Here is a 13,305-nt window from a genome sequence, read left to right as displayed (position 1 = left end):
AAGGAGGAGAATATGGCAGAAAAGAAAATTAAAAAAGAAAAAATCGATAATGTCGGCATTCACTCCTTCAGTAAGAAAGCAGATATCTTCTTTAGTATCATCTCTGGTTTGATCGCTCTTTCTTGTATCTTGCCCTTTATCTTCGTTATCATCATTTCGGTGACAGATGAAAAGAGCATCCTCCAGTATGGATATAGCTTTTTCCCTTCGAAGTTTGGTGTAGATGGATTCCAGTTCCTAGCTCAGTTTAAAGATAAGATCCTCCAAGCGCTCTTTATCTCAGTTTTTGTAACCGTAGTCGGAACAGTGACCAACGTCTTCATTACAACCACTTATGCCTACGCCATCTCACGTACAACCTTTAAGTACCGCAGATTCTTTACGATTTTCGCTCTTCTTAGTATGTTGTTCAACGCCGGTTTGGTTCCAGGCTATATCGTGGTAACTCGTTTGCTTCAACTAGGTGATACAGTTTGGGCCTTGATTGTTCCAATGCTTCTCTCACCATTTAACATCATCTTGATGCGTTCCTTCTTCAAGAAGACCATTCCAGAAGCCATTCTGGAGTCCGCTCGTATCGATGGTGCTAGTGAAGCCCGGATCTTCTTCCAAATCTGTTTACCATTGTCATTACCGGGTATCGCAACCATCACGCTTTTGACAGCTCTTGGTTTCTGGAACGACTGGTTTAACGCCCTTCTTTACATCAAGAGTGACAACTTGTATCCATTGCAGTATTTGCTCATGCAAATCCAACAAAATATGGACTACATCGCCAAAGCAGTCGGTCTTTCTGGTCAACTGGGAGTCGCTCTTCCAAAGGAAACAGGACGTATGGCCATGGTTGTCGTTGCAACCCTTCCGATTGCAATTCTGTATCCATTCTTCCAACGCTACTTTGTAAAAGGTTTGACTATTGGTGGTGTGAAAGAATAGGACTTACTGAGAAACATCGTTTCTCCCTTTCCAACTTCATCTTAGTGACTGAAGTTAAAATCATTAAATCGTTTATAAGTTTAAAAATAAAAAAAGGAGTTTTTATCATGAAAAACTGGAAAAAATATGCTTTTGCATCTGCTAGCGTAGTAGCTTTGGCTGCAAGTCTTGCTGCTTGTGGAAACCTTTCAGGTAACAACAAAAAAGCTGCTGACTCAGGATCAGGAGAAAAACCTGTTATTAAAATGTACCAAATCGGTGACAAGCCAGATAACTTGGATGAATTGCTAGAAAATGCAAACAAAATCATCGAAGAAAAAGTTGGTGCTAAATTGGATATCCAATACCTTGGATGGGGTGACTACGGTAAGAAAATGTCAGTTATCACATCATCAGGTGAAAACTACGATATCGCTTTCGCAGATAACTACATCGTAAACGCGCAAAAAGGTGCTTATGCTGACTTGACAGAATTGTACAAGAAAGAAGGGGCAGAGCTTTATAAAGCACTTGACCCAGCTTACATCAAAGGAAACACTGTAAACGGTAAGATCTACGCTGTTCCAGTTGCGGCTAACGTTGCATCTTCACAAAACTTTGCCTTCAACGGAACTCTTCTTGCTAAATACGGTATCGACATTTCAGGTGTAAACTCATACGAAACACTTGAACCAGTCTTGAAACAAATCAAAGAAAAAGCTCCAGACGTAGTACCATTTGCAGTTACTAAGAACTTTATCCCTTCTGAAAACTTTGACTACCCAGTAGCAAACGGACTTCCATTCGTTATCGACCTTGAAGGGGATACTACTAAGATCGTAAACCGTTACGACGTTCCTCGTTTCAAAGAGCACTTGAAGACTCTTCACAAATTCTACGAAGCAGGATACATTCCAAAAGACGTAGCAACAAGCGACACTTCATTTGACCTTCAACAAGACACTTGGTTCGTTCGTGAAGAAACAGTAGGACCAGCTGACTACGGTAACAGCTTGCTCTCACGTGTTGCTAACAAAGACATCCAAATCAAACCATTCACTAACTTCATCAAGAAAAACCAAACAACTCAAGTTGCTAACTTTGTTATCTCAAACAACTCTAAGAACAAAGAAAAATCAATGGAAGTGTTGAACCTCTTGAACACTAACCCTGAACTCTTGAATGGACTTGTTTACGGTCCAGAAGGCAAGAACTGGGAGAAAATTCCAGGTAAAGAAAACCGTGTACGTGTCCTTGAAGGATACAAAGGAAACACTCACATGGGTGGATGGAACACTGGTAACAACTGGATCCTTTACATCAACGAAAACGTTACAGACCAACAAATCGAAGATTCTAAGAAACAATTGGCAGAAGCTAAAGAATCTCCAGCGCTTGGATTCATCTTTAACACTGATAGCGTAAAATCTGAAATCTCTGCAATCACTAACACAATGCAACAATTCGATACAGCTATCAACACTGGTACTGTAGACCCTGATAAAGCTATTCCAGAATTGATGGAAAAATTGAAATCTGAAGGTGCATACCAAAAAGTATTGGATGAAATGCAAAAACAATACGACGAATTTTTGAAAAGCAAAAAATCATAAGAACGATTGATTTCGTGTATTCATTCCTAATTCCTAAAAATGTGATCACTGCCTTCCTTAGTTCTCTAGGGGAGGTAGTGATTTTTAGGATGTAAACATGAAAAGAGTGGTTCTGAGGGTTTATGCGGTGTGATACACATACATCTATAGAGGATTTATTATGAAAAAATATCGCCTTCTTTTCAAAATGAGTGCTGTCTTCTCTTACCTATTTTTCGTATTTGGCCTTTCCCAGCTGACGCTTATTGTCCAAAACTATTGGCAATTTTCTTCCCAGATAGGCAATTTCTTCTGGATTCAAAATATCCTGAGTTTGCTATTTAGTGGAGTCATGATTTGGATTCTGGTTAAGACAGGGCACGGTTATCTCTTTCGTATTCCAAGAAAAAAATGGCTTTGGTATTCGATTTTGACAGTATTAGTGGTAGTGCTCCAGATCTCTTTTAACGTTCAGACAGCTAAACATGTTCAGTCAACTGCTGAAGGTTGGGCTGTATTGATTGGTTATAGTGGGACTAACTTTGCAGAGCTAGGTATTTATATAGCCCTGTTCTTTCTGGTTCCACTGATGGAAGAGTTAATCTATAGAGGATTACTGCAACATGCCTTTTTTAAAGATTCGAGATTTGCTCTTGATTTGCTTCTTCCGTCCATTTTATTTGCTCTCCCTCATTTTTCAAACTTTCCTAGTCTGTTAGATATCTTCGTCTTTGCAACATCTGGAATCATTTTTGCTGGTTTGACCCGCTATACCAAGAGCATTTATCCTTCCTATGCGGTGCATGTGATCAATAATATTGTAGCGACCTTGCCATTTTTGCTGACTTTTTTACATAGGGTGTTTGGGTAAAATATTAGCATGAGAGTTGGGGATTATAGTTTTTCAATTTATAAGCGAATTTCAGGAGGGAAATGAGTATGACACCATTAAAATGGTTTGCTGGAGGAAGTGAAAGACGTTGTGAAGCGATGACCATCATTGATTATCTATTGGAAGATCTAAAGGCTGCGCCTCAACTTACTCCCTTGAAAAATCAGTTAGTGATTTATAAAAAACGATTAGAGGATGATGGGACCTCTACTCCATTTATTCTGAGCCAAATGAACGTTGACATCTCACGTGTGTTGATTGATAACAAGCTGGGTTTGTCAGAAAATCAAGCTAAGCAAATCAAAAAATTGAGAGAATTATCTGCGATTCGCTATGGTTACTGATGAAGTGCAGGGGTAGGACTCTTTCTACAATTTCCGGTCAAATAAATTGCATTCGTTTTCCCAAGTGGGTATACTAGTATAGTTGAATGAAAAATTCTGAAAATTTAAGAATAGAAAAGAGAACAAATCTTATGGCAAAAGATATTCGTGTCTTACTTTACTACCTCTATACTCCAATTGAAAATGCAGAGCAATTTGCGGCAGATCACTTGGCTTTCTGTAAATCAATCGGTCTCAAAGGCCGTATCCTAGTCGCTGACGAGGGGATTAACGGGACTGTTTCAGGTGATTACGAAACAACTCAAAAATACATGGACTACGTTCACAGCCTCCCAGGAATGGAAGACCTCTGGTTCAAGATTGACGAAGAAAATGAACAAGCCTTCAAGAAGATGTTTGTTCGCTACAAGAAAGAAATTGTCCACCTTGGTTTGGAAGACAACGATTTTGACAACGACATCAACCCACTTGAAACGACGGGTGCTTACTTGTCTCCAAAAGAGTTCAAAGAGGCCCTTCTTGACGAAGATACAGTGGTCCTTGACACACGTAACGATTATGAGTACGACCTAGGACACTTCCGTGGGGCTATCCGCCCAGACATCCGCAACTTCCGTGAGTTGCCACAATGGGTTCGTGACAACAAGGAAAAATTCATGGACAAGCGTGTCGTGGTTTACTGTACAGGTGGCGTTCGCTGTGAGAAATTCTCAGGCTGGATGGTTCGTGAAGGTTACAAAGATGTCGGCCAATTGCACGGAGGAATCGCAACTTACGGTAAAGATCCAGAAGTTCAAGGTGAACTTTGGGATGGGAAAATGTACGTCTTTGACGAGCGTATCGCAGTTGATGTTAACCATGTCAACCCTACCATTGTAGGGAAAGACTGGTTTGATGGAACACCATGTGAACGCTATGTTAACTGTGGAAATCCCTTCTGTAACCGTCGTATCCTAACATCAGAAGAAAATGAAGACAAGTACCTTCGTGGATGCTCACACGAGTGTCGTGTTCACCCACGCAACCGCTATGTTTCAGAAAATGAATTGACACAAGCAGAAGTAATCGAGCGCCTAGCAGCTATCGGTGAAAGCTTGGATCAAGTCGCTACTGTATAACATCAAACAGTCCTTAGGGGCTGTTTTTCTATGCTTTATATCTAAAAAACTAAAGTTTGTTTCTGTATCTTTCAGGAAAATAGATTATACTATGTGTAAACGATTTCAAAGGAGGCCGGTTATGGCGAAAACATTTTTTATCCCAAATAAAGAAAGCATCCTAGGACAACAGGAGGTCTTGACTGCCAAGTCCATCTTGGCCTTGGTGGAGGGCTTGGAGTCGCATAGTTATGATGCCGTCTATCTCCGTCAGCCCCTCAATCGTCTCGAGTACATGGAGTGTGGGATTGTAGGTCAGTCGCAATTTCTCTTCAAGGTGAACTATGCGGATAGTCGAAAAGGCTATCAAGTGGTGATTCCAGACTTCCTTACTAGAGCGGACTGGGAGATTGTAGAAGCTCTCCTCCAAGCCCTATCAAACAAGTTGGGTGAGGCAGTAGAAGGGCTAGAAGGGTTTGACTTTGAAACCTATTTCCGACAAACGGTCAAGCATTATCTAGCGGATAAGGCGGTTCGTTTAGTATATTGTCAAGGACTCTTGTCCCCTATCTATCTCAACAAGGAATACCTCGAGAGCTTTTTGGCTGAGGATGGATTGGCACATTTTGAAGAGCTGGTCAAGAAGGTTCAAGGATCTGATGCCTACCTTGCCAGTGTGAAATTTTACCCAGATGCTCAAGGCAAGGTGCACGGTATCTATCACCTAGCCCAGGGAGTCAAGACAATTTTGCCAAAGGAACCCTTTGTACCAGCTCCTTATACCGAGCAGCTGGCAGGCAAGGAGCTTGTTTGGGAGATTGACCTAGTGGCGATTTCTGGTGATGGCTCAAAAGCAGAAGACTATGAAGCAATCGCTCGCTTGGATTATGAAAAATTCCTAGAGTCACTACCAGAAGCATTTTACCAGCAATTAGATGCTAATCAATTAGAAGTACAACCCATCCTAGGACAAGATTTTGAAGGATTGGCAACTATCAAGTAGCCATTGTCCAAAAAAAGAGTAAGCATAAAAATCCCTGTCATTAACAAATGGCAGGGATTTTGGTTAAAAGAATGTCAGGATGCGAAGGTAGTCCACTGTCAGCGCTAACTCTGCAATGAAGAAGGGTAAGAGAATGGCGCCATCAAGTAAGACAGCGAGCAAGAATCGATAAAATGGGTCGAGGCTACTGGTCTTACTTGGCTTGCTAATCACAAAGAGATTGCCAAGGGTAAAGATGACCATGCTTAGAAGAGTGAGGATGCCAGCAAATCGCAAGCCACCAAAGAGTGCAAAGAAACTTGCTAGAGCCGTTAGGACAAGTGGGATAGCAAAGAGTCTGCTATACCGATCAAAAGCTTCTTGGAATGTAAAGTCGCTCTCCTGGTCCAACACACGTCGGACAGTAAAGCCTCCCAAAATGATGGAAAAGTAAAATAGAGCGCTAGCGACCAAGATAGAAAGGGCAGCAAAGAGATCTAAAGGTGGGAGTTGGTTAGGTAAACTATTGGCAATAGAGGCCATATAGCCATAGTAGAGGTGCTTGATATGATAGATACTAAAGAAAAGGTTGATTGATGACAGCAAGGTGAGTAGGGCAAAGACACTGTAACGATGCTTTTGGTCCGTATTCTTGCTGGCAGTTGGTTCTTGGATAGCGTCCAGCAGCCAAGTCCAAAATAGTGCGATTTCTTCTTTGAATCGAGCAGTTTTGCGGGGGTCAATGTCTGGGATGTAGGGGCTTTCTAAAGCCTTGCTGAGGATACTTTTCTCTTTTGCAGGGTTCTCTTGGTTGCCTTTCTCTTCAGCTTTCCCTTCTCCCTCTTCCTCGGTTTGGGTTTCCTCAATCATTTCGGGAGCTTCCTCCTCATGCGTTTCCGACTCTTTAGGTGAGATAGGAGTTTCTTGGCTTACTTGTGGTTCAGTCTCCACAGTTTCCAAAGTCTCTGGTTGGTCGGACTGGATTTCCGATTTCGTCTGAGCTGATTTCTTCTCAAGATCGGCGCTTTCAAACCATTCTTGTGTCATGGCGGAACCTCCTTTTTTATGGTCGTTTTCTATCTTTAGACTAGCAAATGAAAGCGTTTTTGTCAATGGTTTCTAGATGGAGAAGAGTACTCTTCTTTAGGTAGGTAGATATCCTGGTTGGCTTTTGCAATGAGCAGGTCCTTGACATCGGCTTTTTCCGTTTTATAAGGGTTGGCAAGTTCATTCTCTTTTTGTCCACGATGTTCTTCTTTGGGTTTACGATAGATACCGCCATGCTGAGAAGAAATATCTAGATTGATACGGTCGGTCTCTTTCTGGGAGAGAATGAGTGTTAGAGTGGAATGGGCTTCTAACTCAACCTTGCCGTGAACCTGGATATTCTCAGCATAGATGTGTGCTCCCTCCGTCTTGACCTGACTATCTGTCAATTCGGTATCAAAGATATTGATGATATGAGGTGTCGTTAGTGTGCTGTTTTTGATAGAACTTTCTGTTAGTCTTAAGAGATAGCCTTTTGCTTTGATTGTTGCGTTTTCAAGATTGGCTTGACGAATATTGGTTTGTCCACGATTGGCTGAGACGGTGATAGCTTGCAGCTTTCTTCCTTTAGGGAGGGAGAGAATGACTTCGTCAAAACGGTGAGAATAACTGCTGGCAATACGAAGTAGGCCTTCGATTCCTGAACCTAGAAAGCGATGTTGGGAGGCTTGTTTGTCAGTGACGCTCAGTGTTTTGTCACTCATGCCAGTAGTCAGATCGTGACGACCAGACACAGAAGGATGATAGGTGATGTGGATCTTGTCATCTACAGACTCTGTGATGGTTAGGCTATGTTCCTCAAGGGTCAAATCAAGTTTTTCCACTTCACTTCCAAAGGTCACTTCTTCGATACGATTGTCATAGACGGGGTCTTTTGACATGGCAAGTAAACTTTGAATACCATTGGACTGCGCGCCTACAATGATCATTATAAAACCGAGGATCGTGGAAACCACACCAAAGATGAGAAATCCTTTTGTCAATTTACGCATGTCTATCACCTCTCTTTCCTTTTTTAAGAATCCATTGTGCCAAGCGGACGACCAGGAGGCCAAAGAAACGAGCTACATAGGAGATGCCTAATAGAACAAGAGAAGAAGCACCGATAGCAAGCAAACCAGCCCCGAAAATCAAGATAAAGGCAGATTTGGCTTCGACTAGGACACTAAAGCTCTCTACGATAAAGACTCCGCCCAGTAGGATACCCGTCACAGAGACGGTAAAGAAGGCTAGAATGACGGAGGCGGCTGCGATAAAAAGCCCGATGATGGCCATGAGGATGCCGATCCCGACCGGAATTCCGATAGGAGCTACTAGCAGAGCCAAGAGGGCAATGTGTAGCAGTTGGCGATCATTCTTTTGAGCAGGTGCCTCATTGACCTTTTTATCGAGAAGATCAGAGAGGATATCATGGGCAGCTTCTTTTGGTGTTCCTAGACTAGCAATGAGTTCTTCTTCGCCCTCTGGACCTGCATCGTCAAATAGTTCCTTAAAGTAGTCCATAGCTTCGATGCGGTCAGCTTCAGGTAGTTTATGGAGATAGGTTTCTAACTGAGTCAGATAGTCAGTTCTTGTCATGGCGGATACTCCCTTCTATGATGCCGTTGACGGTGTCGGTATAGAGCGTCCACTCTTCCTTTAGAGTAACGAGCTGCTCTACGCCCCGATTGGTCAAGGAGTAGTATTTGCGCATACGCCCCTGAAACTCTCTAGAGTAGGTGGTCAGAAAGCCACTGGCTTCCAATTTTTTGAGAATAGGATAGAGCGTAGATTCTTTGATATTGGCGATGAGCTTAATGGTTTGGCTAATCTCATAACCATAAGAATCCCCCTGCTCGAGTACAGCCAAGATGAGAAACTCGATCAAGGCAGAGGATGTTGGGAAGTACATGGGAAACCTCCTTTATATTATATAAAAATTTTATATATACTCTTTTCAAATATATTGTATCTCAAAATGAAAGCCCTGTCAAGAAATATGTGTAAAAATTTTACATATAAAAAACTCCTAGTAAAAACTAGAAGTTTAAAGGATCTTATCCGCCCGATCCACCATAAAGAGTGAGATAGTCATGATGATATCAATGGCTAGAAGGGCAAGGACAGCTGGGATCCAAGATTGGAAAAGTTCAAAACTATAACCAAACAAGGCAGGTCCAAAAGCAGCTAAGATGTAGCCTCCTGTTTGCGCTAGTCCAGATAGCTGAGCTGTTTTTTCAGGAGAACTGGTTTTAAGAGAAAAGCAAACCATGAGGTAGGGGAAGAGGGCACTGCAGGCCGTTCCAATCAAGAGGTGAGCGACTAGCCAGTAGAGGAAGTTGTTGCTTGGATACAAGAGCATGGCAATTCCCATCATACCAGCGATAGAGATAATTGCCAGCATGATTCGACGACGACCATCTGACAGACGAGTGGTCAGACTTGGAACAGTCATTGAAAAAGGAATGCTGATCAGTGAGAAAATAGAAGCGAGGAGAGCCGCATCACTATTAGAAATACCAGCACCAACAGCCATAGTTGGCAACCAGGTCATGCTTGTATAAAAGAGCAAGGACTGAAGTCCGCCAAAGATAATGATAGCCCAGACATCTTTACTTTTTAGAATATTCTCTTTGACTTGCTTTTCTTTTTGGCTTTCTAGGTGGTGGTTGTGGCGATGATTTGGCAACCAGACTAGCAGAGTGACCAAGCAGAGAAAGCTGAGTACAAGGATGAGACCTTTCCAAGAACTAGCTTGGGTAATAGGGACAGATAGATAAGAAGCAATAGCTGTGGAAATCCCCATAGAAGTGACATAGAGTGTCGTTAGGAAGCTAATCTTTTGAGGCTGATTTGCCTGGATCATACTTGGGAGGAGTACATTGAAGATCGCAATGCTTGCTCCCACAATTAGGGTCCCTAGATAGAGAAGGGGAAGATTGAAAATCCGAATGACAGAGCCAACAGTTAAGAGGAGGAGACAGTAAGTAAAGAGATGTTCCAACCCGATTTTTTGTGCCAAGCGGCTTGCAAAAGCAGAGAAAAGAGCGAACATCAAGAGAGGGAGACTGGTTAAAATCCCAAGAGAGCTAACCTCCACTCCTAGTCCCTGAGCGATATCTCCTAAAATGGTTGGAAGAGCAGTAAAAGGAGAGCGCAAAACGGTCCCGATTAAGACAATTCCTAGAACAAAAAAGAGTGATTGTTTTTTCATAAAAACCTCGATAGGATGATTTTAATAACAGCTTATTTTAAGGTTTTTTCCTTATAATGTCAAGTAATGGCAACCAAGACAGGTCAATCAATGGAAGTGAAAATAAAGTGAAAAGAGACAGTTTTCTTTACTAGAATTTTCCTTGATTTGATATAAAAATAGGAAACTAGGAAATTTTGTGATAAAATAGTGGAAGGAATAAATCAGGAGAGTAGAAGTGACTCAAAATGTCGGTGAAAAACTAGTCTCAATTGTAATCAGCGCATACAATGAAGAAAAATATTTGCCAGATCTCATTGAAGATTTGAAAAATCAAACCTATGATAAAAAAAATATTGAGATTCTGTTTATTAATGCTATGTCAACTGATGCTACAAAAGAGATTATACAACAATTTATAAAGGAAAATAATGAATTTAAATCCATTAGGCTTTACGATAATCCCAAGAAAAATCAAGCTAGTGGGTTTAATTTAGGTATCAAGCAATCGATAGGTGACGTCATTTTGAAGATTGATGCTCACTCGAAAGTTACAGCAAATTTTGTGAGTGCGAATGTTACTCTGATTAACCAAGGAGAGTCTGTTTGTGGAGGAGCAAGACCGACAATTGTGGAAGAAAAAGATAAGTGGTCAGAAGTCTTGCATCTTGTTGAAGAAAATATGTTCGGAAGTAGTATTGCTGATTATCGCAATAGTTCTCAAGATACGTATGTATCTTCTATTTTCCATGGGATGTACAGACGAGAAGTTTTTCAGCAAGTTGGCTTGGTAGATGAGCAGCTTGGACGAACAGAAGACAATGAGCTTCACTATCGAATCAGAAAACATGGATATCGTATTCGGTATAGCCCTAGTGTTTTATCTTATCAGTACATTCGGCCGACTCTTAAAAAGATGCTCTATCAAAAATATTCTAATGGATTGTGGATTGGTTTAACAACACATGTTAAACCACAGTGTCTATCACTTTTTCATTATGTTCCTTTTGTTTTTGTTCTAAGTATCTTTCTAAGTATTTTGTTAGTGCCATTCTCAGTAATATTTCTTTTTTCTCTATTTACGCTTTACTGTCTGTTTGTTCTTATGTTGACAGTATTAACTTATGTGAAAAATAAAAACACACTATTATTTCTAATGCCTATTCTCTTGTTTGCCATTCATTTTTCTTATGGGTTTGGAACATTACTTGGCCTTATTAAGGGATTTAAATGGAAGCAAACATACAGAAATCAAACGGTTTATTTGAAGAATTAGATTAGATGTTCTCAAAGGAACTAACCACAGCTTTATCCGACTCTTTTAAGGGGGAGTAAATTCCTATGAATAAAAAACTAACAGATTATGTGATTGATCTGGTTGAAATTTTAAATAAACAGCAAAAACAAGTGTTTTGGGGGATATTCGATATTCTGAGTATGGTGGTTTCCATCATCGTATCTTATATCTTGTTTTATGGCCTTATAAATCCTGCGCCTGTGGATTATGTAATCTACACTCTTTTAGCCTTCCTCCTTTATCAAATCATGATTGCATTTTGGGGGCTAAATGCTAGTATCAGTCGTTATAGCAAGATTACGGATTTCATGAAAATCTTTTTCGGAGTGATGCTCAGCAGTGTTCTTTCTTATGGAATCTGCTATGCCTTTCTTCCATTGTTTTCTATCCGTTTCATCGTACTCTTCATTTTGTTGAGTACCTTCCTCATCTTGCTTCCTCGTATCACTTGGCAGTTGATTTATTCTAAACGTAAAAAAGGTAGTGGAGATGGAGAACACCGTCGGACCTTCTTGATTGGTGCTGGTGATGGTGGTGCCCTCTTTATGAACAGCTACCAACATCCAACTAGCGACCTTGAGCTAGTAGGGATATTGGATAATGATGAAAAGAAAAAGGGACAAAAACTAGGTGGAATTCCAGTATTGGGCTCTTATGATAATCTACCTGAATTAGCTAAACGTCACCAAATCGAGCGTGTCATCGTAGCAATCCCTTCGCTTGACCCATCAGAGTACGAACGCATCTTGCAGATGTGTAATAAACTAGGCGTCAAATGTTACAAGATGCCTAAGGTTGAGACAGTCGTTCAAGGACTCCATCAACCAGGTAGTGGTTTCCAGAAAATTGATATCACGGACCTTTTGGGCCGTCAGGAGATTCGTCTCGACGAATCGCGTCTGGGTACTGAGATTACAGGCAAGACCATCTTGGTGACAGGAGCCGGTGGTTCGATTGGTTCGGAGATTTGTCGTCAGGTTAGTCGCTTCAATCCCGAGCGTATTGTCTTGCTTGGACATGGTGAAAACTCCATCTATCTCGTTTATCATGAATTGATCCGTACATTCCAAGGGATTGATTATGTTCCTGTTATTGCAGATATTCAGGACTATGACCGTCTCTTGCAGGTGTTTGAGCAGTACAAACCAGCTATCGTTTACCATGCTGCAGCCCACAAGCACGTTCCGATGATGGAACGCAATCCAAAAGAAGCCTTCAAGAACAATATCCTTGGTACCTACAATGTTGCCAAGGCTGTTGATGAAGCCAAAGTACCTAAGATGGTCATGATTTCGACTGACAAGGCGGTCAATCCACCGAATGTTATGGGTGCGACTAAGCGCGTGGCAGAATTGATTGTCACTGGCTTTAACCAACGTAGTAAATCAACCTACTGTGCAGTTCGTTTTGGGAATGTTCTCGGTAGTCGTGGTAGTGTGATTCCTGTCTTTGAACGTCAGATTGCTGAAGGTGGCCCTGTAACAGTGACAGACTTCCGTATGACACGTTACTTCATGACCATTCCAGAGGCTAGCCGTCTAGTAATCCATGCTGGTGCTTATGCCAAGGACGGAGAAGTCTTTATCCTCGATATGGGGAAACCAGTCAAGATCTATGACTTGGCTAAGAAAATGGTCCTTCTAAGTGGGCACACGGAAAGTGAAATTCCAATCGTTGAGGTTGGTATCCGCCCAGGTGAAAAACTCTATGAAGAACTCTTGGTTTCGACCGAATTGGTTGATAACCAAGTCATGGACAAGATTTTCGTTGGTAAGGTAAATGTCATGCCACTAGAAGCTATTGATCAAAAGATTGAAGAGTTCCGTTCACTCAGTGGAGATGAGCTCAAAGAAGCGATTATTTCCTTTGCAAATGAAACAACTCATGCTGAGTAAGAGTGTCCAACTACCTTCATAATGAAACAACTATCGCCAGTTTTCTGAGGAAATCAGAAAGCTGGTTTTTAT

General features: G+C 41.4%; 13 protein-coding genes. 8 read left to right on the top strand and 5 right to left on the bottom strand.

Annotation, left to right across the window (positions count from 1 at the left end):
- Nucleotides 1-12: 12 nt before the first annotated feature.
- The 6 genes from A0739_RS04925 (at nucleotide 13) to A0739_RS04900 (ending at nucleotide 5,843) form a co-directional block, all read left to right on the top strand.
- Complete coding sequence (locus tag A0739_RS04925) at nucleotides 13-936, top strand: carbohydrate ABC transporter permease (RefSeq protein WP_000818344.1); 924 nt, start codon at nucleotides 13-15, stop codon at nucleotides 934-936.
- Between the two features lie 107 nt (nucleotides 937-1,043).
- Nucleotides 1,044-2,528 (top strand): ABC transporter substrate-binding protein, encoded by a 1,485-nt coding sequence (locus A0739_RS04920; protein ID WP_000800426.1) that lies wholly within the window; start codon nucleotides 1,044-1,046, stop codon nucleotides 2,526-2,528.
- 160 nt (nucleotides 2,529-2,688) lie between these two features.
- On the top strand, nucleotides 2,689-3,378 hold the full coding sequence (locus tag A0739_RS04915; RefSeq protein ID WP_061587253.1) for a CPBP family intramembrane glutamic endopeptidase: 690 nt from the start codon (nucleotides 2,689-2,691) through the stop codon (nucleotides 3,376-3,378).
- A gap of 68 nt (nucleotides 3,379-3,446) precedes the next feature.
- Nucleotides 3,447-3,743 carry a bacteriocin immunity protein gene (locus A0739_RS04910; protein ID WP_061587252.1) on the top strand — a complete coding sequence of 99 codons (297 nt, stop codon included), beginning with the start codon at nucleotides 3,447-3,449 and terminating at the stop codon, nucleotides 3,741-3,743.
- Nucleotides 3,744-3,874: 131 nt separating this feature from the next.
- The gene (gene trhO / locus A0739_RS04905; RefSeq protein ID WP_001030012.1) at nucleotides 3,875-4,861 is read left to right on the top strand and encodes an oxygen-dependent tRNA uridine(34) hydroxylase TrhO; all 987 of its coding nucleotides are present in this window, start codon (nucleotides 3,875-3,877) and stop codon (nucleotides 4,859-4,861) included.
- 121 nt (nucleotides 4,862-4,982) lie between these two features.
- The gene (locus A0739_RS04900) at nucleotides 4,983-5,843 is read left to right on the top strand and encodes a DUF4299 family protein (protein ID WP_061587251.1); all 861 of its coding nucleotides are present in this window, start codon (nucleotides 4,983-4,985) and stop codon (nucleotides 5,841-5,843) included.
- A gap of 63 nt (nucleotides 5,844-5,906) precedes the next feature.
- On the opposite strand, the gene A0739_RS04895 is transcribed toward A0739_RS04900, so the two are convergent.
- The 5 genes from A0739_RS04895 to A0739_RS04875 all read right to left on the bottom strand — a co-directional run bounded on the left by A0739_RS04895 (nucleotide 5,907) and on the right by A0739_RS04875 (nucleotide 10,062).
- Nucleotides 5,907-6,869: a DUF6574 domain-containing protein gene (locus A0739_RS04895; RefSeq protein ID WP_061587250.1), complete on the bottom strand. Its 963-nt coding sequence runs from the start codon at nucleotides 6,867-6,869 to the stop codon at nucleotides 5,907-5,909.
- Nucleotides 6,870-6,931: 62 nt separating this feature from the next.
- Nucleotides 6,932-7,861 carry a DUF4097 family beta strand repeat-containing protein gene (locus A0739_RS04890; RefSeq protein WP_061587249.1) on the bottom strand — a complete coding sequence of 310 codons (930 nt, stop codon included), beginning with the start codon at nucleotides 7,859-7,861 and terminating at the stop codon, nucleotides 6,932-6,934.
- Nucleotides 7,854-8,447 carry a DUF1700 domain-containing protein gene (locus A0739_RS04885; RefSeq protein ID WP_061587248.1) on the bottom strand — a complete coding sequence of 198 codons (594 nt, stop codon included), beginning with the start codon at nucleotides 8,445-8,447 and terminating at the stop codon, nucleotides 7,854-7,856. Before A0739_RS04885 ends, A0739_RS04890 begins: the two co-directional genes overlap by 8 nt.
- Nucleotides 8,434-8,760, bottom strand: coding sequence for a PadR family transcriptional regulator (locus A0739_RS04880; RefSeq protein ID WP_000273860.1), 327 nt, complete (start codon nucleotides 8,758-8,760; stop codon nucleotides 8,434-8,436). The genes A0739_RS04885 and A0739_RS04880 overlap by 14 nt, the downstream gene beginning before the upstream one ends.
- A 135-nt stretch (nucleotides 8,761-8,895) precedes the next feature.
- Nucleotides 8,896-10,062: a CynX/NimT family MFS transporter gene (locus tag A0739_RS04875; protein WP_061587247.1), complete on the bottom strand. Its 1,167-nt coding sequence runs from the start codon at nucleotides 10,060-10,062 to the stop codon at nucleotides 8,896-8,898.
- A gap of 202 nt (nucleotides 10,063-10,264) precedes the next feature.
- Between A0739_RS04875 and A0739_RS04870 the strand changes: the two genes are divergently transcribed.
- Complete coding sequence (locus tag A0739_RS04870) at nucleotides 10,265-11,317, top strand: glycosyltransferase family 2 protein (RefSeq protein ID WP_231082576.1); 1,053 nt, start codon at nucleotides 10,265-10,267, stop codon at nucleotides 11,315-11,317.
- 65 nt (nucleotides 11,318-11,382) lie between these two features.
- The gene (locus tag A0739_RS04865; protein WP_001035723.1) at nucleotides 11,383-13,233 is read left to right on the top strand and encodes a nucleoside-diphosphate sugar epimerase/dehydratase; all 1,851 of its coding nucleotides are present in this window, start codon (nucleotides 11,383-11,385) and stop codon (nucleotides 13,231-13,233) included.
- Nucleotides 13,234-13,305 lie beyond the last annotated feature (72 nt).

This window comes from Streptococcus oralis (genome assembly GCF_001588645.1).
GTDB classification, from domain to species: domain Bacteria; phylum Bacillota; class Bacilli; order Lactobacillales; family Streptococcaceae; genus Streptococcus; species Streptococcus oralis_AB.
Note: the sequence above shows the minus strand (reverse complement) of the source record. Positions and strands in the feature narration are given on the sequence as shown.

Excerpts from the sequence above, each read along its gene's own strand:
- A0739_RS04880 (WP_000273860.1), bottom strand. The coding sequence starts at position 8,760 with ATGTACTTCCCAACATCCTCTGCCTTGATCGAGTTTCTCATCTTGGCT.
- A0739_RS04890 (WP_061587249.1), bottom strand. The coding sequence starts at position 7,861 with ATGCGTAAATTGACAAAAGGATTTCTCATCTTTGGTGTGGTTTCCACG.
- trhO (WP_001030012.1), top strand. The coding sequence starts at position 3,875 with ATGGCAAAAGATATTCGTGTCTTACTTTACTACCTCTATACTCCAATT.
- A0739_RS04865 (WP_001035723.1), top strand. The coding sequence starts at position 11,383 with ATGAATAAAAAACTAACAGATTATGTGATTGATCTGGTTGAAATTTTA.
- A0739_RS04925 (WP_000818344.1), top strand. The coding sequence starts at position 13 with ATGGCAGAAAAGAAAATTAAAAAAGAAAAAATCGATAATGTCGGCATT.
- A0739_RS04895 (WP_061587250.1), bottom strand. The coding sequence starts at position 6,869 with ATGACACAAGAATGGTTTGAAAGCGCCGATCTTGAGAAGAAATCAGCT.
- A0739_RS04910 (WP_061587252.1), top strand. The coding sequence starts at position 3,447 with ATGACACCATTAAAATGGTTTGCTGGAGGAAGTGAAAGACGTTGTGAA.
- A0739_RS04920 (WP_000800426.1), top strand. The coding sequence starts at position 1,044 with ATGAAAAACTGGAAAAAATATGCTTTTGCATCTGCTAGCGTAGTAGCT.
- A0739_RS04915 (WP_061587253.1), top strand. The coding sequence starts at position 2,689 with ATGAAAAAATATCGCCTTCTTTTCAAAATGAGTGCTGTCTTCTCTTAC.
- A0739_RS04875 (WP_061587247.1), bottom strand. The coding sequence starts at position 10,062 with ATGAAAAAACAATCACTCTTTTTTGTTCTAGGAATTGTCTTAATCGGG.
- A0739_RS04885 (WP_061587248.1), bottom strand. The coding sequence starts at position 8,447 with ATGACAAGAACTGACTATCTGACTCAGTTAGAAACCTATCTCCATAAA.
- A0739_RS04900 (WP_061587251.1), top strand. The coding sequence starts at position 4,983 with ATGGCGAAAACATTTTTTATCCCAAATAAAGAAAGCATCCTAGGACAA.